This window comes from Paenibacillus herberti, from assembly GCF_002233675.1.
Classification (GTDB): domain Bacteria; phylum Bacillota; class Bacilli; order Paenibacillales; family Paenibacillaceae; genus Paenibacillus_O; species Paenibacillus_O herberti.
In genome coordinates, this window is record NZ_NMUQ01000001.1 from 1583498 (window position 1) to 1608835 (window position 25338).

A 25338-nucleotide genomic window follows, 5' to 3' on the forward strand; every position below is an offset into this window, starting at 1 on the left:
ACCGGGTTCTTGTTACTATTCATTACCCACTTTGGTGGTAAGCCTGACTTTGTTCGTTTTTCACTTGCGCTCTATATAGATATTCAATATTTTTAGGATTTACAAGGGTTGGCGGACTTCAATTCAATCTTGTGACACGATTCGGTCGTGATCCTCTAATTAATTCTTTTTCTTCCACCATATCGCTACAGTCGTCAACCGGGACGACTGGAAACTTAGAAAACTTGTATATCTCAGACTGATTAATCGAAATTAAAGAAAGAGAATAAAAACAGCCGTCCATATGGGGTGGACGGCTTGCCTCTACATATTGCCTAGTTTAGCTCATCAGGCATCTCTCCCGGCTTGCTTTACTCGTGTGGCACAATATCATTTTAGCACGGGTTGACAGGGCTATGGCCGCCACTGTTCCGCCACTTCACCGCCAACTTCCCGCCACTAGCCAGCCAGTGTCGCAAATTCAGCGATTGCTCTTGGACGAAGGCGCTATCAGAACGAGGATTTGAAACGAAAAAGCAATCACAGATCGCAGCCGATACTTTTGAAAAAAAATTTGTACAGGAACAGCTCGGACATGGTAGCATCCAAATTACGTCCGATATCTACGCCCACATATCGAGCAAGATAACACAGGCGAACATGGAGAAGTTTGAAAACTACACCAAGGATATTTTCGAATAAATGTGGGTGTTTCGTGGGTGCTATTTCTCAACTCCCTCTCTTACACCTTCCCACCCACAAAAAGAAAAACCCCTCAGCCCGCACGGGCCAAAGGATTCCCTTCCTAGTAAAGAGTCAGATACTGGTCTCTTTCCCACTCATGTACTTGGGTTTTATACATATCCCATTCAATTTCCTTCAGCTCGTAGAAGTGCGCCAGAGCGTGGTCGCCAAGCGCCTCGGTCACGATCTCGCTGCGCAGCAGCTCGTTGAGCGCTTCGCGCAGATCCTCCGGCAAGCTCGGGATGCCTTCATCCAGACGCTCTTCGTCGGTCATGACATAAATGTTACGGTCCGTTGGAGCTGGCAGCGGATATTTATTACGAATGCCGTCCAGACCGGCTTTCAGCATGACAGCAAGCGCCAGATAAGGGTTAGCTGCCGGGTCTGGATTACGCACCTCAACGCGGGTGCTGAGGCCGCGTGAAGCCGGGATACGGATCATCGGGCTGCGGTTACTGGCTGACCAAGCAACATAACAAGGAGCCTCATAACCTGGAACGAGACGTTTGTAGCTGTTGACCGTTGGGTTCGTAATGGCGGCCATCGCCCGGGCATGGCGCAGAATTCCGGCCATATAATGGCGAGCTGTCGAGCTCAAACCAAGATGGTCGCTTTCCTCATAAAAAGCATTCTGATTGCCTTTGAATAGCGACTGATGGCAGTGCATACCGGAACCATTAACACCAAACAGCGGCTTAGGCATGAATGTCGCATGCAAACCATGCTGGCGAGCAACCGTCTTGACGACAAGCTTGAACGTCTGGATTTGGTCAGCTGCTTTGATCGCATCGGCATATTTGAAGTCGATCTCATGCTGGCCTGGAGCAACCTCATGATGGGAAGCTTCGATCTCGAAGTCCATTTCCTCCAGCGTGAGCACGATCTCGCGACGGCAGTTCTCGCCCAGATCCATCGGCGCCAGGTCGAAGTAACCGCCCTGATCATTGAGTTCAGTTGTCGGCTCGCCTTTTTCGTTCGTTTTGAACAGGAAGAATTCCGGCTCAGGACCTACATTCATCGCTGTAAAGCCCATTTCCTCGGCTTCTTTCAACACGCGCTTCAGAATGCCCCGTGGATCTCCTGCGAATGGCGTACCGTCAGGCATGTAGATGTCACAGATCAGACGCGCAACGCGGTCCTGTGTCACCCAAGGGAACACGACCCAGGTGCTGAGGTCCGGATATAGGTACATATCAGATTCCTCAATACGGACATAACCTTCGATGGAAGATCCATCAAACATCATTTTGTTGTCCAGTGCTTTTTCGAGCTGGCTGACTGGAATTTCCACGTTTTTGATCGTACCGAGCAGATCGGTGAACTGAAGGCGGATGAAGCGGACGTTCTGTTCTTGGGCAATTCGTCTGATATCGTCTTTAGTATAATTCAAGAAAATCGGCTCCTCACATCATAAAGTACATTGCTTAGCGTTTGTTGTTGAAAAAGCGGCTGAGCTGGCCTTGAATCATGGAAGCTTTGCCAGGGCGCTTCTCCTGCAGCTGCTGCTTGAGCAGCAGACGCAGCTGCGAATCACTGAGCTCGCGGCGACGAACCTCGGAAATCTCGGTCATAACGGTTGCTTCCTCGGATTCCTTCGACACAGGGTTCATGACCTGCTTGATTCCGGCAATGTTAACGCCCTTCTCAATCAGGGACTTGATCTCAAGCAGTCGCTCTACATCATTAAAAGAAAACAAGCGCTGATTGCCGGACGTACGAGCCGGCACGATCAGCTCATGCTGCTCGTAATAACGGATCTGCCTTGCTGTCAAATCCGTAAGCTTCATTACTATCCCGATAGGAAACAACGCCATATTGCGCCGTATATCGTCAGCCATGTTTACATCAACCTTCCAATTCCAATAAGTTATGTGCTTATTGTAACGGCACTACATGAACATGTCAACCAATGTCAGGTTCCCGTGTGAGTTTATATTACAATAATATCCTGTTGAGCTAATCGTTCTAGAGATTGCAACAAGCCATACTTCACATGAGCATAGGTTAACCCACCTTGCATGTAGGCTATGTAAGGCTCACGAATTGGCGCATCAGCCGATAATTCCAGGCTTCCACCCTGAATGAATGAACCCGCCGCCATGATGACCGGATGCTCATAACCCGGCATATCCCAAGCTTCCGGCACGACATGAGAATCGACGGCTGCTGCCGCTTGGATACCCTGAACAAACGCGATTAACGCATCCGGCTTACCGAATCGAATGGCCTGAATCAGATCCGTGCGAGGCTCGTCCCAGCGCGGTGAGGTTTCGAACCCAAGCTGCTCGAAAAGCGCTGCTGCCAGCACGCTTCCCTTCAACGCTTGTCCGACCAAATGAGGGGCAAGGAACAGTCCCTGATACATAGCTCGCAAAGTATCTAACATAGCGCCAACATCACCGCCGATGCCCGGCGCTGTGAGGCGGTAGGCAGCCGCTTGCACCGCTTCTGCTGTGCCAGCAACATAACCGCCTGTCGCAGCCAGACCGCCTCCTGGATTCTTAATGAGTGAGCCAGCGATGAGGTCCGCTCCAACCTCTGTCGGCTCTTTCAGCTCAGTAAATTCGCCATAACAGTTATCAACGAATACCAACACATCTGGCTTGATCGTTTTGACCCGTTTTACCATTTCGCCAATCTGTTCCACCGTAAAAGAAGCTCGCCAATCATAGCCCCTCGAGCGCTGAATACCAATGACCTTCGTGTCTGGGCCGATCAGAGATTCTGCAAGCGTCCAATCGATCTTGCCTTCAGCCGTCAGCGCTGCTTCTTTGTAACGAATGCCGAAGTCCTGCAGAGAGCCGGTGCCGTCACCAGGCTTGCCGATAACTTTGTGAAGCGTGTCATATGGCCTGCCTGTCAAGTACAGCAGCTCATCTCCCGGCCGCAAAAGGCCGAATAAGGCGCAGCTGATCGTATGGGTACCGGAAGCAAAATGAGGCCGTACAAGAGCCGCTTCAGCGCCAAACACCTGTGCATAAACCAGATCTAAAACTTCCCGACCCCGGTCGTTATAGCCATAACCTGTGGAGCCGTTGAAGTGAAAGTCGCTTACTTTATGATTTTGAAAAGCCCGGATTACCTTCCACTGGTTCTCCTCGGCTGTACGATCGAGCTCCTTGAAGCGAGAGTCCATTTTTTCCTCGGCGTCTCGCGCGAGCTCCGTTAGTTTATCCATCATTCGTTACCCGAACTCCTTACTGTCTAAGATGTTGGCTCACCCCATGGACAAAAGGGGCCTCGGCCGTCTTTTCAGCCGAAATCACCCGTCGGGGCGGCATAAAAAGGGCTTCAGGCAGCCAAGTGGCTGCCTGAAGCACCTACCTATAAGGGAATCGTAAGGAATCAGCCGTCCGGCTTGCCTTTGCCGTCCCATCGCATGTCTTCTGGCCGGATGCTCATGAGCTCCTGACGTCCGGGACTTACAGAAGAATACTGGCCCAGCAGGCGCACAGCCTGATGGCGGATAGCTTTCTCAATGAGATTGCGTACATATCGCGCATTACTGAAGGAGTACAGCGTTGCCGTCTTTTCCTGCATCAGATGTGTTCTGAGCTTGAATATCGTCTGCGGCATCAAGTTGTAATCCCGGTCTTTGGACATGAGCTCAGCAATCTGGATCAGTTGGTCAACCGTATAATCCGGGAAATCGATCTGAATCGGGAAACGTGAAGGCAAGCCCGGGTTAGTCAGCATAAAATGCTCAATCTCCAGTGGATAACCAGCCAGAATGAGCACGAACTGGCTGCGGTGATCCTCCATAGCTTTCACGAGCGTATCGATCGCTTCCTTGCCAAAGTCCTTCTCTCCACCACGAGCAAGGCTATAGGCCTCATCAACGAACAATACTCCGCCAAGCGCTTTTTTGACGAGATCACGAGTCTTTTGAGCCGTATGCCCGATATACTCTCCGACCAAATCAGCCCGCTCCACCTCGATCAAATGACCTTTGGACAGTAAACCCATCTTCTGAAACAGCTTGGCGACGATGCGAGCAATCGTCGTTTTACCGGTGCCGGGGTTGCCCTTGAAGATCATATGGTAAACCTGGGCGCCTCCGGAAAGCCCCGCCTCAGTTCGCATCTGGCTGATCAACAGAAGTGCATAGATCTCATAAATAAGGGATTTGACCCCTTCCATGCCTACCATATGATCCATTTCCTTCTGTATCTCCAGGTAGGGATCGGTTGCAGGCGGCGCGACCGCTGCTTTAAGCGGAGCAACGGCTGGCTCGACCGGCTCCACAAGCGCTGGAGCTGAGGCTCCCAGGCCATAAGTCTCGTGATGGCGCAGCACTACATTGATCTGGCGGGCGGGTCTGGATTCCTTGGCTCCCGAGGCGGCGTGTCCGTTCATCTGCGGCATCACTATCCCTTCTACAAATGTTCGCTCTACAAGTGTATTCGAGAAGGATAGGCCATATTAACAGATTTAAACGGGCTTTACTCCTGTCAGCATGAGCAGCTTGTCCAGCTGCCACTTGCCAAAAGCCAGTGTTTCCCGCGTCTGATTGCGAGCCGCGTTCAGCACCTTGGACTTGACGGAACTCACGACAGGATCTTCAAAACCGAGGAAGCGAGCCATGTCCAGCGCTCTGGGAGCGTGGTATTCATGGGTGACGATGAGATAAGAAGTAATACCTTGTTGCTCTCCAACCTGGCGGCTGAACACGAGATTTTGGTACGTGCTCGTTGCGCGATTTTCTAGTAAAATGTTTTCCTTGGGTACACCTTTGGACACAAGATAAACCCTCATGCCCTGAGCTTCCGTGAGCTTGGATCCATTATTGTCCAGCCCTCCGGAGACGATCAGCTTGTCCACCCGGCCGTTCTCGTACAGCTTCAGTGCAAGGTCCAGCCTTTCTTTGAGTCCGGGGCTAGGCACGTCATTCCACAGCGCTGCACCGAGTACGATAGCCGCTTGCCTCTGCGGTATCGGGTTAGGAGGATCATAATGAGTAATCTGCCAAAGCAGCCATCCCGCCACAAAGATTCCAAAAGAAAATAAAAACAGGAAAACGCGGAAAAGGCGGCCTGCCAGGCCGCCCCGCCTTAATTGTTTACGCTTGCTACCGGGCGAGCGCGAAGGCTTCCTGGAACTCTTGCCCGCAGCCGTCTTGCTACTGCCTGCTTGCACTCTGCTTCCCGCAGCAGCCTTACCGCTCGCAGACTGTGCTCTACCGCCCTTGCCAGTTGCAGCGCTCTTACCGCCCTTGCGGACCGATGGAGTCGGGCTCATGACTCACTAACCTCGCCGAGTCTCTCTGCCAGCGTTTTGCGATGGCGCAGACTCAGTGTGAAGTAGCGAAAGCGTCCGTTCTTGATGGATGCAAGCAGCCTACCCGCCGTTTTGCGAGCCATAGCAGCTTCCTTGCGTGTCACATCTCCATCCCGAATCGCATCCTCAAGCTCATCCTCGTCCATGAGGAAAACCTCTCCAGATGGAAGCACGACAATATCCAGGTACAGATCATCGAACCATGGGACTTGCTGGTCTGTCAGTCCTTGCGTTTTGCAGATGTCAATGTACCATTGTACAACCTTGCCCTTGTCGTCAAACATCGTTGTTACGACAAAATGCTCACCCCGCGGAAAATGCTGCATCCAGAGATAACCACGATCCGCCAAGCAAAGCCGGCGCCCGTTGTACTCCTTCCATAGCGGCTCGCGCAGCTCATGGATCCGGTAAAATGTGACCAGACCTCGGAAGTCCTCGCCGTCAAGCGTCAGGCAGGTGTAGCTTCTGCGCAGGATACGCCGCCAGTTGGCCCGATCTGAAAATTTTCGTTTCATATTGGAACGTACCCTTTCCCCTAAGATGCGGTGCGGCTGCCTTCTCCATAAGGAGGAGGGCTTTTCTTTCCACCCGCGCCATCTTTCCTTTAGTTGACAGCTTAACACATCTTACTGACCATCTCCACCTAAAGTGCCAAATATGACCGGGCTGCCTCGTCCCGCGCTATGTACAGGTCAAAGTACGTGAGCGAAGGAAATGTGAGATCTATACCCTTAGGGTATAACTACATGCTCTTATCTTATGCACAGAAAACCCGTCTCCGACTTGCGGAGACGGGCTGTTAAGGTTTACTGCGTGTAAGAGTTGAACGACATGATCCACACCGAACCGGCAATGATTGTAATTACCAGCAGGATACCGAGAGAAAGAGCCATGAGGTTGTACCTCGGGCCTTTCTCATCGCGGATATGCATGAAGAACCACATCTGCACGAAGAGCTGGGCGACAGCCGTAATCAAAATGACAGCCAATGTGCCAGTACGGCCCATCAAATCATTGAACACAATGACCATCGGAATGACGGTCAGGATCAGCGACAGGATAAATCCCATCGTATACGACTTGATTGAGCCATGAGCCTCTTCTTCATGATGTCCATGGCCATGATCATGTGAGTGATTGTCCGCGGAATGCTGACTCATCTACATCACCCCCATCAAATAAACAACCGAGAGCAAGAAGATCCAGATAACATCAAGGAAATGCCAGTACAGGCCGAAATTCGTAATTTTGCGTTTGGTCACGGTCGTAATACCGTGCTTGCGCAGCTGAATAATCAAGCCGATGCACCAGAAAATACCGAGCGTCACGTGAATACCGTGCGTTCCGACAAGTACGAAGAACGCGGAAAGGAAGGCACTTGTGCCGATATTCGCACCTTCGTGAATAAGGGTAAGAAATTCTTCGATCTCGATGAAAAGGAACGCTCCGCCGAGAAGAATCGTCACCACCAGCCAGAAAATCAAGCCCTTCAGGTTTTTGGCGTGCATCTGCAAAACAGCCAATCCACTTGTGAAGCTGGACGTAAGCAGAATGAACGTCGAGATAACAAAACCTTGTATTTCAAAAAGCTCTTTGCCTGTAGGGCCGCCGTTCGTGTGGCCCACAAGGACCACGTAAGTTGCGAACAACGTGCCAAAAAGAATAACGTCAGAGATCAGGAACAGCCAAAAACCAGCTGTTTTGAGCGACTCCTGCTCCTGCGTATGATGTTCGTGTACTTCAGGCGATACGATATGCTGCGCCATTAAGTCGTCGCCCCCCTGAGCTTCTGCTCTGTTTTCTTGATCTCATCCACCGGAATGTAATAATCCACATCATAAGTGAACGAGCGGGCGTACATCGATCCGAATACTCCCAGGAAGCCGATGATGACCAGCCAGATCCAGTCGAATGTGAAACCGAATCCGATCAGGAACCAGAAGCTGGACATAATGAACGGAATGCCTGAATTTTTCGGCATATGAATCGGCTCCAGCTCCGGCTGTGGCCTTACGATACCGTTCTCGCGGTCTTCCTTCTCGCGCCACCAGTCGTCCACATGCTGAACCTGTGGCACACGGGCAAAGTTGTACACCGGAGGCGGGGAAGGAATAGACCATTCAAGCGTACGTCCGTTCCAAATATCGCCGGTTTTATCGCGCTCGCCCTTACGGACGCTGTAGGCAATTTGCCACACTTGGAAAATAAATCCGACACCCATCAGGAAAGCACCGGCTGTACTTGCAAAGTTCAGCGCAGCCCAGCCCCGATCCCAGCCGTACGTATAAACGCGACGCGTCATTCCGTCGAGGCCCAGGAAGTACTGCGGGAAGAAGCAAAGATAGAAACCGATGTTCCAGAACCAGAAGCCCCAGCGGCCGCGCTTTTCGTCCAGCTTAAAGCCGAACAGCTTAGGCCACCAGTAGTAGATGCCGGCAAGATAGCCGAACACTACGCCGCCAATAAGAACTTGGTGGAAGTGAGCAACTAGGAAGTAACTGTTATGGTACTGGAAGTTCGCTGGTGCGACAGCAAGCATGACGCCCGTGGCACCGCCGACAAGGAAGCAAGGGATAAAGCCCATCGTCCATAACATCGGCAAGTCGAATTTGATTCGCCCTCGATACATGGTGAAGAGCCAGTTGAATATCTTGACCCCGGTCGGTATAGATATGGCCATTGTTGTTATCGCAAAGAAGGCATTAACATCGGCGCTTGAGCCCATCGTGTAGAAGTGATGCACCCATGTAAAGAAGCTAAGTACGCTAATGACCATCATCGCAAATACCATGGAATTATATCCAAATACGGTTTTTCTCGAGAAGGTTGCCACAATCTCCGAGAAGATACCGAACGCCGGAAGGACGACGATATACACCTCAGGGTGACCCCACATCCAGATCAAGTTGACGTACAGCATTGACATCCCGCCGCCGTCAAGCGTGAAGAAATGCGCGCCGAAGTAGCGATCGAGGAACAGCAGCGCAAGCGTAACGGTCAGAATCGGGAAAGCGAACAAAATTGTGATAGAAGCAGAAAGTACGGACCAGGAGAACAGCGGCATTTTCATGAGCTTCATGCCTGGAGCACGCATTTTGAGAATCGTTACGATAAAGTTGATGCCGGTCGCAAGCGAGCCGATACCGGAAATTTGGATACCCCAAATGTAGAAATCTTGCCCCCTGCCAGGACTGCCTGAAAGCTCCGACAGCGGCGGATAGCTGAGCCAGCCTGCATCCGGGGAACCCCCGATGACAAAGCTGATGTTAAGCAGCATAGCGCCGAACAAGAACATCCAGAAACTAAGTGCATTCAAAAACGGGAATGCGACGTCGCGCGCGCCGATTTGCAGCGGAACAACCATGTTGAACAGCGCGAACATCATCGGCATCGCCATGAAGAGAATCATGATCGTGCCGTGCGTGGTGAAGATGGCGTTATAGTGATCCGCCTGAAGGAACTCAACATCCGGCAGCGCAAGCTGCATACGCATGAGGATCGCATCTACTCCGCCGCGGAACAGCATGAGCAGCGATGCAATCAGGTACATAATGCCGATTTTTTTATGGTCAACCGTTGTCAGCCATTCACGCCATAGCCACTTCCACTTCTTGAAGTAGGTAAGGACGAAAACGATGGCAATACTGACGAGTGCGATGGAAACGTCTGCTCCGTAAATGAGCGGATCGCCGGTGACAAAAAAATCGGCGGCAAATTCTTTAATGGAATCCCACATATGGATTTGTTTCCTCCCCTAGCCGCCTATTGGTTCTGCTCCGGCTGCTGGGAGCCGGAAACTTCTTTTGTTTCAGCCTCAGACTTAACGCCAGAGGATTGTTGATTAGACTTTACCGGGTCGGACCCGCGGATGCTAATTCCGTGATGGCCGCCGTTTTTCACGACGATGGAAGCGAACAAAGTCGGCTCATTTTGGCCAAACGTCTGAATCGGCACGGTCCCCTTCACGGCAAGCTTTGCATACGTTTCACGAGTAAGCTTGGCTGGCTCATCCTGAGACTTAGCTACCCAAGCATCAAATTCATTCTGAGGCATGGATTTGACTTTAAAGTGCATCTTCGCGAACTCGCTGCCGGAGAAGTTGGCTCCCATACCTAGGTATTCGCCAGGGCCCTCAGCTTGCAGCCACAGCCGCATCGCCATTCCAGGCATCGTATACATCATTCCCCCAAGCTGCGGAACCCAGAAAGAGTTCATCGCTGTGTTGGAAGTAAGTACGAATTGGATCGGCGTATTTTCCGGGATATTCAGGTAGTTCACCGTAGCGATGTCCTGATCCGGATATTGGAACAGCCATTTCCAGTCCATCGAGGTAACCTCGATCGTTAGAGGCTCAACATTGGCCGTCGCTTTCGGCGGCTTGATGAGATCATACGTGGCCACTACCGTAAAGTAGCCAAGAACGCCGACAACAATAATCGGGATACCCCACCAGATTACTTCAAGCTTCGTGCTATGAGACCAGTTAGGCTCATAAGGCGCCTTGTTATCTGGCTTGTCCCTATAACGCACGGAAATGTAAATCCAGATCCCGAGCACGGGCACGATAATGATCGCACACAAAATAATGGAGATCCAAATCATTTCTTTCTGGATATCCGCTATCTGCCCCTTGGGATCAAGGACCATTGGATTTCCACACCCGGCCAAAAACACGGCCATACCGACTCCAACCAGGATGATTCCGAGCATGCGGAGTCGCTTGTGTGTTGCTTTCATTGTTTCATCTCCTTTAGGCCATCTCCATACTTATTAACCACAATTCGGGCCCATTTAATACAGAGCGTATAAAACTGGGTCCTCTCTCAAGAAACAGCATACCAAAAAGGACGCCTGATCGCGTCCCTGTTAACGAATCCGTCTTATTTTTGTGCGATTTCCGTAAAATCTTGTTCATTGAATTGTCTTATCTTGACCTTCATCGGTTATTTCTTCCGATAACGGGAACATCCATGCGGCAATCATGACGACAGGTGATGCGATCAGACACCCCATACCGGCCATAAGCAGCATATTGCGATCATTGAACGGCGTAAGGAACGCCAGGCATAACATTGCACCCAAAACAGCTAGGCCAAAAGCGTACCAGCGCAGCATCGTCGACATCGAGATCCGCTTGTCCATGCGTGTCCTCCTCCTTATGCTTGCTATAGCATATGAAGGAGTTCACACAATGTTCACCACTAAGGTGAAAATGGACTGGCCAATCAGCCCTCCTCGATGGTCACACTTTCCATTTTGACTTCAACTTTCGGCTTACTCTGCTCACGGCCGGTGTTGTCCATATCAACTGGAGTCGCAGCAATTTTGTCAACAACTTCCTTGCCGCTTTCAACCTCACCGAAAATCGTGTAGTTAGGAATTCTATCCAGATCTTTTACGCTAGCGCCTGTCCCAATGAAAAATTGGCTGCCGCCTGTATTCGGCCCGGCGTTTGCCATAGCAACGGTATACTTGTCGTATTTATAGCCGTTATTAAGCTCGTCCGGTATGGAGTACCCGGGACCTCCGCCGCCCGTTCCTGTGGGGTCCCCAGTTTGAATCATGAAGTCCTTGATAATGCGGTGAAAAATAACTCCCTCATAAAACCCTTGTTTGCTCAAAAAAACGAAGCTATTGACCGTTTTCGGCGCTTCCTTGGGGAAAAGACGGATCGTAAACTCGCCTTCCGACGTTTTCACTACGGCCTTATAGGTTTTGCTCGTATCAATGGTCATATCCGGGGCCTTGTCCCAGCTCTTAGCGCCGCCCCCCTGCGTTCCGTCGGAAGCGGAATTGGTAGGCTCATTGCTGGCGGCTGGAGTCGTGTTCTCCGGCTTGGCGCCACAACCGCTCAACACGAGAGCAGCCCCAAGCACTAGAGAAGTCAGCGAAACAGTTGTTCGATTCATGATCGGTCATCTTCCTCTTCATGTTCTAATATTCGCGTGCAGGTAGTACTACCTGCACGCAGTTAGCAGAGCTAAGGTCTGTCAAACCCTGCACCTTCCGCTGCTTCATCACCGTTACCCGGCCCTTCTTCCCCAGGCAGTCCACCAGCAGGTTGGTCTGGTGGCGGAGTTGGTGTTGGCGTCGTTAATGGAGGTTCATTGGATGGCCAACCTCCCCCATCCGGTGGCAGCGTCGGCAGTGGACTTTCTTCTGGCGGCAGCGTCGGTGTAGGAGATGGCGTTGGTGATGACGATGGTAACGGTGGTGGCGACAGATCGACACCTGGAATTTCTACGGCAATTTTCGCCGAAGGCACACCTTCCTGATCCGTTGCACTGTTATAGGCCGTAACGTAGTACTCATAACTCATGCCCGGTGCTACGCTAAGGTCCGTCGCCTCTCCCGTGGCAGCATCCAGTACTCGGGTGTACTCCGCCTCCATAGAAGCCTTGCGGTAGAGACGATAGCTAATGCCCTCGCCTGAAATCGGCGTCCAGCTCAAGGAAACAAGCATGCTATTCTCATCATAAGCTCCCCTTAAATCCTTAACCTGTTCCGGAGCGTTCTTCTGCTCCGGCGGCGGCTCATTCGTCTGGGGAGCACGATCAAAGGAGCCTCGCGGTACATCCTTCATCGCCTTCTCCATTACTGTAGAGAAGAGGGACGCGGCAGTAGAGCTTCCTTTTTTAAGCAAATGCTGCTTATCCGTTTTATCATAGCCCATCCAAACCGCCGCAGTCCATTCCGGTGTATAACCGACGAACCAAACATCGCGGTTGGAGCTTGATGAGAGCCCTGGAATACCGTGCTGGGTCGTTCCAGTCTTGCCTGCCACCGGACGGTCGATCGCGGCGTTAAGTCCGGTGCCTCCAGGTTTGAGAACTTCTTGCAGCATCGCTGTCATCGCGTCAGCCGTCTCTTCTTTCATGAGCTGCTCCGACTTAGGCGATTTATATTCGTAAATATTTGAACCGTCCGGCCCTTCAATCCGGTCGATCGTATGCGTATCGACCGATTTGCCATCGTTCGCGAACGCGCTGTACGCGGTCGCCATCTGAAGCGGCGAGACGCCGGTCGTCAATCCACCTAGCGCGATGCTCAGATTACGGTCATTCTTTTTGTCCAGCGGCATACCCAGCTTTTCGGAGAAAGCGACACCTTTGCTGACGCCGATCTCGTTCAGTAACCATACCGTGGATGCGTTTCGCGATTCCTTAATGGACTGCGACATGGACACCGGCCCGATGTATTTCACACGATTAGAGTCGGTAGGACAATAGTCGCCATAACATTTTTTATCGTCCCGCAAAATGGAGTTCATATCATAATCTCCGGTTTCCAATGCCGGTCCGTAAGCGGTGATCGGCTTGAAGGACGATCCTGGCTGACGCGGCACCGTGGCGCGGTTCCAGCCCTTACGCACATAGTCTCGGCCGCCGATCATCGCCTTGATAGAACCATCCGCATGATCCATGATGACCATCGCACCTTGCGCTTTCTGGTCGTCAGAGGATTCCTCGAAATTCTTTGGATCATTGAAAGCATCCTCTACGGCCTGCTGAGCGTTAGCGTTCAGCGAGGTGTAGATTTTGAAACCTCCGAGACGGATTTGATCCTCGGTTTTGCCCGTTACCTTCACAGCCTCTTTAACGGCAAAGTCGACGTACGTCATAAATTTATTGCGGTTGCTGCCCGTGCTGTAGTTTTCTAGAGGTTTGTATACGATGGCTTTGGCTTCATTCCTCTGAGCCTCCGTAATATAACCCTGATCTTGCATCAGCTTGAGCACAACCGAACGACGTTGCAAGGAATCCTCCGGCTCGTCTTTCGGATTATAATAACTCGGAGCTTTGGGGATCGCGGCAAGCGAAGCCATCTGCCATAGCTTCAGATCCTCCAAGCTGCTATTAAAATAGTATTTGGCGGCGAGCTTGACGCCATAAACGCCATTGCCGAAATAGATCCGGTTCAAATACATCGTCAAAATTTCGTCTTTACTCATCTGGTTCTCAAGTGCGACAGCTATTGAAGCCTCTGTAGCTTTACGGAAGAAGGTTTTGTCCTGGTTGAGGAACAAATTCCGCGCCAGCTGCTGTGTAATCGTACTCGCGCCTTCAACGGCGCTGCGTGCGATAATATCCTTGACGATAGCCCGGCCGATGCCGATTACGTCAATGCCGGAGTGATTTTCGAATCGCTGATCCTCAGTTGCGATGAAAGCATCGCGCAGCATTTTAGGCAATTCGTTGAATTGTGCATCCTGAGAATTTACGCTGGCCAGACTGGCCACCTTGTTGTTGCTGGAATCATAAATGACAGATGAATCACCGCGCAGCAAAACATCACGGTTGGCCGCCAAAATTCTCTCACCGTTCAGAATGACGAGCAAATATCCGACGATCGCGCAAATTACCGCGAGTGCGCCAGCAAAAAACAAACCGTAAAACCATTTCCGCTTGCGGCTGGTCTTCGAGCGTTTACGCCCTTTAGCTGTAGTGCCCGGCCCCTTGCGGCTCTCCCCTTTTTTTCTCTGTTCAGTCATAATGGTTGTACTCCTTCCGGTAGTTCTCTCCCGTAACAGTTATACCCCGGAAACAGAAGAACAACCCCATCGTAAGAGAGGGTTGTTCTCCTGACCGATATTCAAATAACGAAAAGACTAAAGGAAAGGTTTCATCGGGGGAAACTTCAGGCTTGAGCGCCTGGTGTCTCCTGCTGCATGAGCGAGACGTTGCGCTGCGGTGTAAACGTTGAAATCGCATGTTTGTACACCATTTGTTGACGGCCGTCTGAATCAATGACGATGGTGAAATTATCAAAAGCGCGGATTACGCCCCGGATCTGGAAGCCATTCGTCAGGTAGACCGTAACCGGAATGCTGTCCTTGCGCAGCTGGTTCAGGAACGTATCTTGAATATTGATCGATTTGTTCATTGAGAGTTACCCCCGTCAAAAGAAGATTGGTTAGTGGTATATTCAAGACTGACGTTGAACTTTCCTGCTAGTATAGCATGAATGGTATCCAAATTGTTGTGAAAATTTTCCCCTGCATCAATCCATTGGATGTCCTTCATATGGCGGAACCAGCTGAGCTGGCGCTTGGCGAAGCGCCTTGTGTCGCGTTTCAGCAGTACAACCGCCTCTTCCAGCGAAGTTTGACCCTGCAAATAGGGGACAAGCTCTTTGTAACCGAGACCCTGCATCGCCACAGCATGCTGGGGCACGCCGCGTTCCAACAGACCGGCAACTTCGTTTACTAACCCCTCCTCCATCATCAGGTCGATCCTCCGCTCAATGCGGCGATACAACTCGGAGCGATTCATTGTCAGTCCCAACAGACAGAGTTCGTAAGGAGACTCTTTTTTCTGTCCGGCAAGCTGCTCACTCATCTTCATTCCGGTTAAATGCAAGATTTCTAGCGCCCGAATTACACGGCGTATATCGTTAGCGTGGAGTCTAGCGGCGCTTTCAGGATCGCGCTCTGCAAGCAGCGCATGCACTGCTTCTGGTCCGTGGACGTCTGCCATCTGTTGCAACTCTAAGCGATATGACTCGTCCGAGGAAGCTTTGGAAAATTCATAGCCGTAGCAGACCGACTCAATATATAACCCTGTGCCGCCAACGATGAAAGGCAGCTTGCCGCGCGCAGCAATCTCCGGAATAAGCCTGGAGCAAGCCTCTTGAAAATCAGCGGCCGAATACGGGTCCTCCGGATCGCGGATGTCAATCAGATGATGCGTTATGCCCATCTGCTCCTCGGAGCGGATTTTGGCGGTGCCAATATCCATGCCCCGATACACCTGCATGGAATCTCCGGATATGATTTCTCCGTTCCAGGCGCGGGCCAGCTCCAAACTGAGCTGTGTTTTACCGACCGCCGTCGGGCCGAGCAGCACGAGCAGCGGCTGTTTGCGTTCAGTCAACTTGTATCACTCCATATCCGACAGCCGACGTTTTTTTGACTGGACAGCGAACGAAGCCGAGCCGGTCGAATTCAGGACTGTTATTCGTTTCTTTAATGATGACGGTTCGCCGGGCCACACGTACCGCTTCCCGGACGATGCCGGGATGAAGTGGATCGGGATTAGCGAGGCCGCGCAGCGGGCCGATTGAGCTTGATTCATGGACTGGATCACGAAACATCGGATCAAAATAAACGATGTCATAACTTTTATCCGGGAGACCCTTCAAAAAGTCCGCATGATCGGCCAAAACAGGAGTGATGCGGCGCAGCGCCGCATTGGCATCCTCAAGCTCCGACTCGTACTGCTGCAGCCCCTCACGCACGATCGCATGCAGGACGGGTTCGCTTTCGAGAGCGGTCACGCCTCCCTCCGGTCCGGTTGCATAGGAGAACACGAAGGAATCACCCGCCAAACCCGCCGTGCAGTCCAGCACTTGGTCCCCCGGCTGACAACCGGACAAGCTTACGAGAGGATCGGCTTCGCCTTTGCGCAGCCTTTTGACCCGCACATAGGCCATACTTGGATGAAAATAAAAGGGCGGCTCCTGGGGACCGCCGTAATAGCGCAGTTGCGTGCTCGTCACTACGAGCAGCTCGCGGTCTCCCGCTTGCTCGGCCAACTGGCCGAGTGTGCGCCTGCGCCGGGGCGTGAGCCGCGCATTCAGCTCTTTGGCTAGCCGCGCGGCCATTTCCAGCATAAGCTCTGACGGATAATCCGTCGTTGTTACGATCATGACATCACCCGTTTGAACATTTTTTCTAACTGGTATACCGAAATATGCACTAGAATCGGCCGCCCATGCGGACAAGTGTAGGGCTGCTGACAGGCCGCTAATCGCGACAGCAGCGCTTCGCCTTCTTCCCGGCTCAGCCGGTCATTAGCTTTAATGGAAGCTTTGCAGGAGCACATGATAGCCGCTTCCTCGCGCAGCTTGGCGATGTCGATTGCGCGTTTCTCGCGCAGCACCCACTCGACCATTTCCTCTACGAGCTGCTGCTCTTCCCCTTTGGGGAACCAATGAGGATGGGAGCGAACGAGGAAGGACTGCGAGCCGAATGGCTCCAGCTCCACGCCGGCTTCCGCTAATAGCGGGAGCCTGTCAGCCAACTGCATAGCTTCGACGCTGGTATATTCCAGCGTGAACGGCACAAGCAGCGGCTGGCTCTCCCGGCTAATCTCACCGAACTTGCGGTAATAATATTCGTAATTGATCCGCTCATGCGCAGCATGCTGATCGATCAGGTACATTCCCTCTTCATTCTGGCCGATCAGGTACGTTCCATGGAGCTGACCTACCCAGCTTAGCTCCGGGAAACCGGAATCGGTAGCTCCAGCGGAGCTAGGATTAGATGCGCTGGCGGGATCGGCGTAAGGCGCTGAGTCCGTGGCGTGAGCAAGGTCAGCGGCAAAGGCAGGATCGGTCGCGTGAGCAGGGTCGGCGTCGGACGCTGAGTCCGTACCAGAGCCCCGATAGGCGCCGGATACTTGCTCGACAGCGGAACTTGGATCAGCACCGAAAGCCGGATCTGCGTCGGAATCCACCGCCGCCGAGAGTTCCGTAGGAGCCGCTGGCCGATAGCCTTGTGGCGGCTCCTGCAAATCAGCTGGACTACCCGCTGCAGCTAATGATGCAGACAGCTCGTCCCCATCGTTAGGCGCAGGCGGGTTAGCCTGTTGCGTAGTCGGCGGGTAGGCGAAGCCTCCCGCCGATGCGCCGGAGCCTGCGGGCGCCGGCGCATAAGGCGCGGCCGAGCGCTCGCGCAGGCCCGCTGCGCCGAAGGCGCCAGCAGCGGGCGCATAGAGCCGCTGCGCCGCGTCAGGCGGCACCGGCGGCGCGCCTTGCGCCGCAGGCCGCCAAGGCCCGGCTGCGATGCTGCCGGGCGGCGGGCCCTTGCGGCCCGAGCCGGCGTAGCCGCGCGGGCCGCCCTGCTGCGGCGCGGCGAAGCCCGCCGCAGCGCTCGCGGCCGCGGCTTCGCCAGCGGCCGCAAGGGCAGCCGGCGGCAGCGTAGCCGCGCCGCCGGGAGGCACCGCAGGCGGCTCTCCGCCCGCAGGGGCGGAGCCGCCGGGCAAGCCAGCACCAGCGGCGCCGAACCCCGGCTCCGGCTGGTGAAAGCGCAGCTGCTCCTGCCGGTACACCGGGCCGGAGCGGGTCCCGCGGCCGGAATCTGGCCCCGGAATATGTCGGCGACCGCCCAGAGCGGCGCGCGCCGTTTCCTCAATGAAAGCTTTCAGCTCGGCTTCCTTGCTGAAGCGCACTTCCATTTTCGACGGATGCACGTTCACGTCGACGAGACCAGGATGCATCCCGATCTCAAGCACCGCTACGGGAAACCGGTTGATCGGCAGCAAAGTATGAAAAGCCGTCAGCAGCGATTGCTGTACAGCAAAGCTACGGATATAACGCCCGTTGACTACCGTTGTTATCGCGGTGCGACTCGCCCTCGTCAGCTCTGGCTTGGAAATATAACCGTTCAGCTCGTAATCGGCATGCTCGCCGCGCAGCGGCAGCATCGCCTTGGCCGTTCCCGTGCCGTAAACAGCGGCAATGACTTGCAGCCGATCCCCCGAACCGGAAGTCCGCAGCAGACTGCCGCCATTATGCGTCAGCGAAAAGGCAATGCCAGGATGAGCAAGCGCAATCCGATAAATGTAATCGGAGATATGGCCAAGCTCGGTCTGAATACTTTTCATATATTTCAGGCGTGCAGGCGTATTGAAAAAAAGATCCCGGACCGTCATATCCGTCCCCTGACCGGCTCCAGCATGTTCATCCGTAGTCAGCTTGCCGCCTTCCATGACGATGCGCCTTCCCAGTCCGCTGTCGTTGCTGGCAGACACACAGTCTACTCTAGCAACAGCGGCGATACTCGGCAAAGCCTCGCCCCGGAAACCGAGACTAGCAATGCGAAAAAGATCCCTGTCCGTCAACAGCTTACTCGTTGCATGCCGCTGGAACGCGGTCTCCATATCCTCAACTTCTATACCGCTTCCGTTGTCCTGGACGCGGATCAGGCTGAAGCCGCCTTCTTCTATTGTAATATCGATGGAGGTAGCCCCAGCATCCACCGCGTTCTCAACCAGCTCCTTTACAACAGAGGCTGGTCTCTCCACGACTTCGCCGGCAGCGATCTGGTTCGCCAAATGCTCGTCCAGTACCTTGATTTTGCCCATTGGCTCACTCCTCCCTCGCCCGTATTAAACGCTTAGTTTGCCCTTCATATCACTCAGCCACTGGATGGCCTGAAGCGGCGTCATATTGAGCAGATCCAGCTTGCGCAGCTTGTCCGCCAGCTCATCCGCCGTTTCGGCGGCCTTGCCGGAGCGCCGCTTGCCTGAACCCGCCATACCCGCCGACTCTTCCCCGAAAATCGACAGCTGCACTGGAGATTTTGCCGGTTCATTACCGGTTCTAGACTCCATGCCATTAGCATAATCAGCGCTAGAAGCTTTGTTTTCTACTCCATTATCTGTGCCGACGACTCTTTCAGCTCCAGCAGCATTCTCTATACCAGGCATTCCAGCGCCAGCCGCTGCACTTGCTCCTGCACTTGCTCCTGCACTTGCTCCATCACTTGCTCCTGCACTTGCTCCATCACTTGCTCCTGCATCTTCACCAGCCACTTCCCGAACGCCAGCAACTGTCTCCACATTAGCTTCAACACTCACCGCTTCACCAGCATAGGCTGCGGCTGTCTCCCGAATCATCTCCGAATTAGCGCGGGCCGAGCGCCCAGCCGCCCCTTCATCATACTGGTTCTCCAGCGTTTCCAGCAGCTTATAGGCGCGGCCGATAATTCTGTCAGGTAGTCCCGCAAGCCGCGCGCAATAAATGCCGTAACTCGTGCTGGCCGCACCTGGCACAAGCTTACGTAGGAAGGTTACATCGCCGCCGCTTTCTTTGACCGCCATACAGGCGTTGTTCAGGTACTTCAGCGACTCTTCCAGATGGGATAACTCGTGAAAATGTGTCGACACAAGCGCTTTGCAGCCGGTCACATCATGCAAGAACTCGATAACCGCCTGTGCGATGGACATGCCCTCTGCAGTCGAAGTACCGCGTCCCAACTCGTCAATAATGACGAGACTGCGTACCGTAGCTTTGTCGGTCATCTGCTGAATATCCCGCATTTCGACCATGAATGTGCTCTGTCCGCCGGCTAGATCATCCGCCGCGCCTATGCGCGTAAAGATCCGATCCACGAGCGGCAGACGCGCCGAGCGCGCCGGTACGAAACAGCCGATCTGAGCCATGATGCAGATGAGAGCCGTTTGACGCATATAAGTGCTTTTACCCGCCATATTGGGACCAGTAATGAGCAGCATCCTCGCTTCATCCCGACCGAGCTGAGTGCCGTTGGCCATAAAAGAGGTCCCTTCCAGCACCGCTTCAACGACCGGATGACGCCCGCCGTCGATGTCCAGATCATAACCGTCCGTCACCTCGGGACGGACATAACGGCGCTCGGCGCTGACCGCTGCAAGCGACTGCAGCACATCCGCCTGCGCGATAATATCCGCCAGCCTTTGCAGGCGATGAAGCTCACCGGCAATCCCGTCGCGAAGCTGGATGAACAGGCTGTACTCCAGATCCGTCATTTTCTCCTCGGCTTCGAGAATAAGGCGCTCTTTCTCCTTAAGCTCCGGCGTCACATAACGTTCCGCATTGGCAAGCGTCTGCTTGCGCTCGTACCGCCCCTCAGGTAACGAAGCGATATTCGCCTTCGACACCTCCAGGAAATATCCGAACACTTTGTTGTAGCCAATTTTCAACGTACGGATGCCAGTCGCTTCCCGCTCGCGCCGCTCCAGATCAGCTAGCCATTTTTTACCGCTAGTGCTCGCCTCTCGCAGCTGATCCAAATAGCTGTCATAACCAGAGCGGATCAGTCCGCCTTCCCGCAGAGATACTGGCGGCTCGTCCACCAGCACCGTATCAATTAGCTCGCGCAAGTCTCCACAGTTGTCCACCCCATGTGTCAAACGCCGCAGTGTCGCGGAGCCAGAATCCTGGAGCAGTTGAAGCAGCGCTGGCACCCGATCAAGCGACGCTTTGAGTGCAGCCAGATCACGACCGCCCGCCGTGCCGTAAGCAACACGCCCAACAAGCCGCTCTAGATCATATATACCATCCAGCTCGCCGCGCACATCCTCACGCAAAATCAGATTGCCATACAGTGCGGCAACGGCTTCAAGCCGTTCTTCCACTGGTGCTGCTGACAGCAGCGGCTTGTCGATCCAGCGACGCAGCAAACGGCCGCCCATCGATGTTTTGGTCCGGTCGAGCAGCCACAGCAGGGAACCTTTGCGACTCCGCCCATGGACCGTCTCCGTCAGCTCCAGATTACGCCGCGTGAACGGATCCAGAATCAGATACTGACTCGGCTCATAACTGTGCACCGCACGTAGATGACCGAGCGACCGCTTCTGCGTCTCCGACAAATAACCCGCCAAAAGCGACACAGCTCGCACGCGAACCGCCGGTAGTCCGTCGAGCGATTTGCCCGGCAGCAGCTGCGACAATGCCTCCGCCTCCATCGGCTCGCGCTCCGTGTACAGCACTGGCCGACTAGTCATCGAAGGCCGCGACCGCAATTGTTCCAGCACCCCAGCATCCCCGACGATTTCCGCAGGGAAATACACATTGATCTCGTCCTGCAGCAGCTCAGCGCTCCCAGCAAAAGAAGTTGCGTAAAGTTCTCCTGTCGACAGATCGCAGGCGGCAAGCGCTAACTGCCCACCCTCTGCTGCCACAGAGACAATATAATTGTTGGACTTGTCCGTGAGAGACTTGCTCTCCATGACAGTACCCGGCGTCACGACCCGAACGATTTCGCGCCGCACAACGCCTTTAGCTACGGCAGGGTCCTCGACCTGCTCGCAAATAGCCACTTTGTAGCCTTTGTCGACTAGACGGGCTATGTACCCTTCAGCGGAATGATACGGCACCCCGCACATCGGGATTTTCACTTCGCCTCCTCCGGCACGGCCGGTAAGCGTAATTTCCAGTTCTTTGGATGCTAGTATGGCGTCGTCAAAAAACAATTCATAGAAGTCTCCCAGGCGAAAAAATAGAAAAGCGTCCTTGGCTTCTTCTTTTATAGTCAAATACTGCTGCATCATCGGCGTCAACGCTACCACCTTGTACCTCCTGCGCAGATATGGACTTTGGCGCTCCGCCAAGCCTCCTGCATTCTATGAAAACCAACCTTCATTATACCAGTATAACGAAGTCCGTACAAAAGGAGATGTACGCCAAAAAGCCGCCCTCCCAAATAGGAGTCACGGCTAGCCGCAAACATAATTGATTAGGTTTAGTTTTAATGTATTTAATAATTCATGTAATTAATTTAAATATATAGGCTAAACGAAAGAAAGAAATTAACCTTGAAAACAAGAAAACCATTCTCTAACTGGTAATAGAGTGGCGAACGAAAAGTTGCATCAGACCATTGCCTTGCCATCGTTCCAAATGCACGAGAGAAACTCGAAGGGCCTCAGCTCGACCATTCATGCATAAGCGATACTCAGTCGCTTTCATCCGGGGTGGCTGATTGAGAAGCCATGGCAATTTCGTTGTCTCAGCTTCTCAGCGTATCAACAGCTTCCCGCTCCGGTCCTTCAACCACGTTCAAAAATAGAGCTGTCCCCTGCCGATGTCGGCTGCCGTGAGCTTGAATGCCGGATAGAGAAGCCGCCGGAGCGCAGCGACCGGCTCCGTTCCGGCATTGGGATACCCCAGCGGATACGGATGTCTAGGCTCTCATCCCAGACTGCCCCCGCTTCAACTGCGTCCAGCAGAGGGTCAAGCAAATGCCGTCGCTGCTCATAAGAAGGGGCCTTACGCAGTCCTGCTCGCAATCGTGGCAGGCAGAGCACGAGTGTCTCTCGATCCCCTTCATAATAAGCTCGGGCAAATAGCTCCTCCAAGCTGGGCAAATCCTCAAGCCAAGCCGAGTCTTCCGCTGCCAGCAGCGCCACGCCGAGCGCGTAGCGAGTTACGGCCGGTGAAACGAGCCAGCTGGGCAGCGTGCGGTATTCAAAGCCGCCATGAGGCTGGCGGCGGCAGTCGCCGAATGTGCCGTAACGGGGGCGCCTGCCCCTGCCGGCAGCATCCTCGGCGAGCGCCAGCGGAATCGCCGCATAACTGTCCAGCGCGCGCAGCAACCGCGTCGTCAGCGCCACGCCGCTGAGATGCACATGGCCGCCGAGCGCGATGCCCGGCACCGGCATTGCGCCTGCAGCCAGCCGCATGCCCGGCTCGCGGGCTCCGCGCCGCGCGGCCAGCGCAAGCAGCCGGCGAACCCGGCTCAGCAGCTCCTCCGCGCTCGTCGCTGGCTCCGGCCTCAGCTCGCCGACCGGCTGACGCAGACTTTGGCCGGCGACCAGCATATCGCTGCCCACGGAACTGTGAAGCCCGCCGAGCTGCGATGCCGAGAAGATCCTCCCGTTCTGACGGAGGATCAGAAACTCCGGGTCTGCTCCGATCCGCAGGGGAGGAGCGCTACTACTATGCCCAGCGATACGAGTAGCCTCCTGCTCCAGCAGCTGCTCAAGCCTCTTCATCGGTGGAAACCACAGCGAGGCGCTTGCAGCCGGCAGCCGTTTCGCCTCCGGCGAGAGCTTTTCCGCTCCAACGGGCCGAAAGCTCCTACAGCCGGGAAGTCTATATCCCTCAACATATAACTTCCCGCTGTCGCCGATGCGGATCAGCAGCTCGGCAGCATCCAGGAGCAGCTCATATGCTGCTCTTTTCGCTAAACGAGCAGCACGCTTCATATCTGGATCCTGAGGCTCCGCAGGCGGATTCCGCCACTCTTCCTCAACTGAATCCGCTCCAGGCGAACGCCGGGCAGCGATACCACTCCCAGCCCCAACGCCTGATTGCCAGGATGACGATCGGAGCCTCTCAATAAACACCGTTTCCAGATGAAACACAGCGACCCGCATAAGCCTGCCCGGTTCTTCAGCGGCTCCCGTACGAATTCCGGCCAGCTCAAGCCTGCGCGCAACAGCGTCGCTGCCTAGCGAGTCCACAGCCGCCGCTCCAGCATTCAGCACCCATGGACTGCCCGGCTCCACCTCTATGCCTGAAGCGGCATTTCGCTCCTGCCCACCACTATCGCCAGACCCCATGCTGCCGGGCCAAGCCGAGCTGCCCCAGATCAGCATAGCATCGGAGCGGGACAGCTCCGTTCCATGCTGCCAAATAGCCCATTCTGACGGAGGAGCCGCCTCCGGCGGCTCACTCAAGCTACCGCACCACAGCCACAGCTTGCCTGCCATGACGCACCGCCTCCCGTTACCCCGGCCGCCAGCAGCCGGTGCTTTTTCCCCTCAGAGTCCTGGCAGCGGACATAAGCGGAACAAATTTACTGCTGCCAGATAAAAAAAAGAGGGCTTTCGCCCTCGAATTGTACTGCTTTCCTGCATACCTTGCATTATGAGCCGCAAAACCCCTCTTACAGCTCGTCGTCCAGCAGATCGCCGTCCAAATCGTCGAATCCGCTGTCCCCGTCGTCATAGTCAAAGCTGTCTTTGCTTTCAATGTCGTCGCAGCCACCTGGAATGACTGCTACACACACCTTCGTCTCCGCGATCATCTCGACGGCGAATTCGCGCTCGACCCTTACGACAACGGAAGCTCCACTAGACGAAATATTCGCCTCGATGCAGTTCGGCTCCTGCGTCGCTTCAGCCGCCACTTCCTCCGTGGAAGCCCGGTGCTTCGGGTCCACATAGGAAAGGGGAATGTTTTCGACATAAGATACCGTTTCCTTGGCTACGTCAGTTTGCGAGTTCCTGTTGTAGGAATACCAAATGTTGATGTCGTAAGTTCCGACGACCTCGATGCCGTCCCCCGACCGTACCGCTTCATACTGGTTGTTGATAACCCATGCACCCAGTATGCTGGTAGGGCGGTGAGGGGGCGTGACGGTATGCGAAACCGTCGAGAACTTGCGACCTTTACCGCAGACAGCTTTTGTGATGATCTCTCTAGTCTGAAGCTGTTTATCTGCAATCGTCATTTCCTTTAACCTCCTCCATACCATCATTCCTTACAAGTGTATGCAGGACATAGGCCAATGTTGATAAAATGAACCTAGTCAATGCAATATATTCCGTTCCCGCCCCAGATTATGAGTGTATGGGGCGCTTTTTTTACATATGTTCGTGTAGGAGCGTTTATGATTGGCGGTCTAAATCCGGTCATTTTTTACTGGCTAATCAGGCGTGCTGAAAAAGAGTCGCGTAAGTCGTGCGCCATACGCACATACAGAGCCTTAGATCAATCATAAGCAGTTAAAGTTTGATGATTTGTGTTTCTTCATTAATACGTCTTCGTCAGTGCCTCTTCGTCAATACCTCTTCTTCTGATCTGAACGTCCCCCTCCTGCTCCAGTCTATACAGCGCCGCCGCACGAGT

20 protein-coding genes are annotated in these 25338 nt (G+C 53.9%); all 20 read right to left on the bottom strand.

What is annotated here, in order from left to right:
• Positions 1-784 precede the first annotated feature (784 nt).
• Positions 785-2113, bottom strand: coding sequence for a type I glutamate--ammonia ligase (gene glnA / locus CGZ75_RS07260; RefSeq protein ID WP_089523550.1), 1329 nt, complete (start codon positions 2111-2113; stop codon positions 785-787).
• Positions 2114-2147: 34 nt separating this feature from the next.
• Positions 2148-2561 (bottom strand): MerR family transcriptional regulator, encoded by a 414-nt coding sequence (locus CGZ75_RS07265; RefSeq protein ID WP_089523551.1) that lies wholly within the window; start codon positions 2559-2561, stop codon positions 2148-2150.
• A 92-nt stretch (positions 2562-2653) separates the two neighbouring features.
• Entirely contained in the window at positions 2654-3859 is a 1206-nt protein-coding gene (locus tag CGZ75_RS07270) for a methionine gamma-lyase family protein (protein WP_245850817.1), read from the bottom strand.
• Positions 3860-4068: 209 nt separating this feature from the next.
• Entirely contained in the window at positions 4069-5079 is a 1011-nt protein-coding gene (locus tag CGZ75_RS07275; protein ID WP_089524601.1) for an AAA family ATPase, read from the bottom strand.
• 75 nt (positions 5080-5154) lie between these two features.
• Positions 5155-5961, bottom strand: a complete 807-nt coding sequence (locus CGZ75_RS07280) for a SanA/YdcF family protein (RefSeq protein ID WP_089523553.1) — start codon at positions 5959-5961, stop codon at positions 5155-5157.
• A complete protein-coding gene (locus tag CGZ75_RS07285; protein WP_089523554.1) occupies positions 5958-6515 on the bottom strand; it encodes a ribonuclease FAU-1 family protein in 558 nt (185 codons plus the stop codon). Before CGZ75_RS07285 ends, CGZ75_RS07280 begins: the two co-directional genes overlap by 4 nt.
• Positions 6516-6806: 291 nt before the next feature.
• Positions 6807-7160: a cytochrome o ubiquinol oxidase subunit IV gene (cyoD, locus tag CGZ75_RS07290; protein WP_089523555.1), complete on the bottom strand. Its 354-nt coding sequence runs from the start codon at positions 7158-7160 to the stop codon at positions 6807-6809.
• Complete coding sequence (locus tag CGZ75_RS07295; RefSeq protein WP_089523556.1) at positions 7161-7766, bottom strand: cytochrome (ubi)quinol oxidase subunit III; 606 nt, start codon at positions 7764-7766, stop codon at positions 7161-7163.
• On the bottom strand, positions 7766-9736 hold the full coding sequence (locus CGZ75_RS07300; RefSeq protein ID WP_089523557.1) for a cbb3-type cytochrome c oxidase subunit I: 1971 nt from the start codon (positions 9734-9736) through the stop codon (positions 7766-7768). Before CGZ75_RS07300 ends, CGZ75_RS07295 begins: the two co-directional genes overlap by 1 nt.
• Before the next feature lie 26 nt (positions 9737-9762).
• Positions 9763-10737, bottom strand: a complete 975-nt coding sequence (locus CGZ75_RS07305; RefSeq protein ID WP_089523558.1) for a ubiquinol oxidase subunit II — start codon at positions 10735-10737, stop codon at positions 9763-9765.
• 174 nt (positions 10738-10911) lie between these two features.
• Positions 10912-11142, bottom strand: a complete 231-nt coding sequence (locus CGZ75_RS07310; protein ID WP_089523559.1) for a hypothetical protein — start codon at positions 11140-11142, stop codon at positions 10912-10914.
• Positions 11143-11225: 83 nt separating this feature from the next.
• On the bottom strand, positions 11226-11909 hold the full coding sequence (locus tag CGZ75_RS07315; protein WP_089523560.1) for a peptidylprolyl isomerase: 684 nt from the start codon (positions 11907-11909) through the stop codon (positions 11226-11228).
• Positions 11910-11980: 71 nt separating this feature from the next.
• On the bottom strand, positions 11981-14491 hold the full coding sequence (locus CGZ75_RS07320) for a transglycosylase domain-containing protein (RefSeq protein WP_089523561.1): 2511 nt from the start codon (positions 14489-14491) through the stop codon (positions 11981-11983).
• Positions 14492-14637: 146 nt separating this feature from the next.
• Positions 14638-14883 carry an RNA chaperone Hfq gene (gene hfq, locus CGZ75_RS07325; protein WP_089523562.1) on the bottom strand — a complete coding sequence of 82 codons (246 nt, stop codon included), beginning with the start codon at positions 14881-14883 and terminating at the stop codon, positions 14638-14640.
• Positions 14880-15872: a tRNA (adenosine(37)-N6)-dimethylallyltransferase MiaA gene (miaA, locus tag CGZ75_RS07330; protein ID WP_089523563.1), complete on the bottom strand. Its 993-nt coding sequence runs from the start codon at positions 15870-15872 to the stop codon at positions 14880-14882. The genes hfq and miaA overlap by 4 nt, the downstream gene beginning before the upstream one ends.
• Positions 15865-16647, bottom strand: coding sequence for a class I SAM-dependent methyltransferase (locus CGZ75_RS07335; protein ID WP_089523564.1), 783 nt, complete (start codon positions 16645-16647; stop codon positions 15865-15867). The genes miaA and CGZ75_RS07335 overlap by 8 nt, the downstream gene beginning before the upstream one ends.
• Complete coding sequence (gene mutL, locus CGZ75_RS07340) at positions 16644-19085, bottom strand: DNA mismatch repair endonuclease MutL (RefSeq protein WP_089523565.1); 2442 nt, start codon at positions 19083-19085, stop codon at positions 16644-16646. The genes CGZ75_RS07335 and mutL overlap by 4 nt, the downstream gene beginning before the upstream one ends.
• A 24-nt stretch (positions 19086-19109) precedes the next feature.
• Positions 19110-22052 carry a DNA mismatch repair protein MutS gene (gene mutS, locus CGZ75_RS07345; protein ID WP_089523566.1) on the bottom strand — a complete coding sequence of 981 codons (2943 nt, stop codon included), beginning with the start codon at positions 22050-22052 and terminating at the stop codon, positions 19110-19112.
• A gap of 480 nt (positions 22053-22532) precedes the next feature.
• Positions 22533-24197 carry a putative amidoligase domain-containing protein gene (locus CGZ75_RS07350; RefSeq protein WP_089523567.1) on the bottom strand — a complete coding sequence of 555 codons (1665 nt, stop codon included), beginning with the start codon at positions 24195-24197 and terminating at the stop codon, positions 22533-22535.
• A gap of 176 nt (positions 24198-24373) precedes the next feature.
• Positions 24374-24940: an outer spore coat protein CotE gene (locus CGZ75_RS07355; protein WP_089523568.1), complete on the bottom strand. Its 567-nt coding sequence runs from the start codon at positions 24938-24940 to the stop codon at positions 24374-24376.
• Positions 24941-25338 lie beyond the last annotated feature (398 nt).

What these genes read in the sequence shown, in the direction of transcription:
- CGZ75_RS07305 (WP_089523558.1), bottom strand. Translation starts at nt 10,737, where the DNA reads ATGAAAGCAACACACAAGCGACTCCGCATGCTCGGAATCATCCTGGTT.
- CGZ75_RS07275 (WP_089524601.1), bottom strand. Translation starts at nt 5,079, where the DNA reads ATGAACGGACACGCCGCCTCGGGAGCCAAGGAATCCAGACCCGCCCGC.
- CGZ75_RS07300 (WP_089523557.1), bottom strand. Translation starts at nt 9,736, where the DNA reads ATGTGGGATTCCATTAAAGAATTTGCCGCCGATTTTTTTGTCACCGGC.
- CGZ75_RS07335 (WP_089523564.1), bottom strand. Translation starts at nt 16,647, where the DNA reads ATGATCGTAACAACGACGGATTATCCGTCAGAGCTTATGCTGGAAATG.
- CGZ75_RS07270 (WP_245850817.1), bottom strand. Translation starts at nt 3,859, where the DNA reads ATGGACTCTCGCTTCAAGGAGCTCGATCGTACAGCCGAGGAGAACCAG.
- hfq (WP_089523562.1), bottom strand. Translation starts at nt 14,883, where the DNA reads ATGAACAAATCGATCAATATTCAAGATACGTTCCTGAACCAGCTGCGC.
- CGZ75_RS07350 (WP_089523567.1), bottom strand. Translation starts at nt 24,197, where the DNA reads ATGGCAGGCAAGCTGTGGCTGTGGTGCGGTAGCTTGAGTGAGCCGCCG.
- CGZ75_RS07280 (WP_089523553.1), bottom strand. Translation starts at nt 5,961, where the DNA reads ATGAGCCCGACTCCATCGGTCCGCAAGGGCGGTAAGAGCGCTGCAACT.
- cyoD (WP_089523555.1), bottom strand. Translation starts at nt 7,160, where the DNA reads ATGAGTCAGCATTCCGCGGACAATCACTCACATGATCATGGCCATGGA.
- CGZ75_RS07265 (WP_089523551.1), bottom strand. Translation starts at nt 2,561, where the DNA reads ATGGCTGACGATATACGGCGCAATATGGCGTTGTTTCCTATCGGGATA.
- CGZ75_RS07285 (WP_089523554.1), bottom strand. Translation starts at nt 6,515, where the DNA reads ATGAAACGAAAATTTTCAGATCGGGCCAACTGGCGGCGTATCCTGCGC.
- CGZ75_RS07310 (WP_089523559.1), bottom strand. Translation starts at nt 11,142, where the DNA reads ATGGACAAGCGGATCTCGATGTCGACGATGCTGCGCTGGTACGCTTTT.
- CGZ75_RS07320 (WP_089523561.1), bottom strand. Translation starts at nt 14,491, where the DNA reads ATGACTGAACAGAGAAAAAAAGGGGAGAGCCGCAAGGGGCCGGGCACT.
- CGZ75_RS07315 (WP_089523560.1), bottom strand. Translation starts at nt 11,909, where the DNA reads ATGAATCGAACAACTGTTTCGCTGACTTCTCTAGTGCTTGGGGCTGCT.
- CGZ75_RS07355 (WP_089523568.1), bottom strand. Translation starts at nt 24,940, where the DNA reads ATGACGATTGCAGATAAACAGCTTCAGACTAGAGAGATCATCACAAAA.
- mutL (WP_089523565.1), bottom strand. Translation starts at nt 19,085, where the DNA reads ATGGGCAAAATCAAGGTACTGGACGAGCATTTGGCGAACCAGATCGCT.
- CGZ75_RS07295 (WP_089523556.1), bottom strand. Translation starts at nt 7,766, where the DNA reads ATGGCGCAGCATATCGTATCGCCTGAAGTACACGAACATCATACGCAG.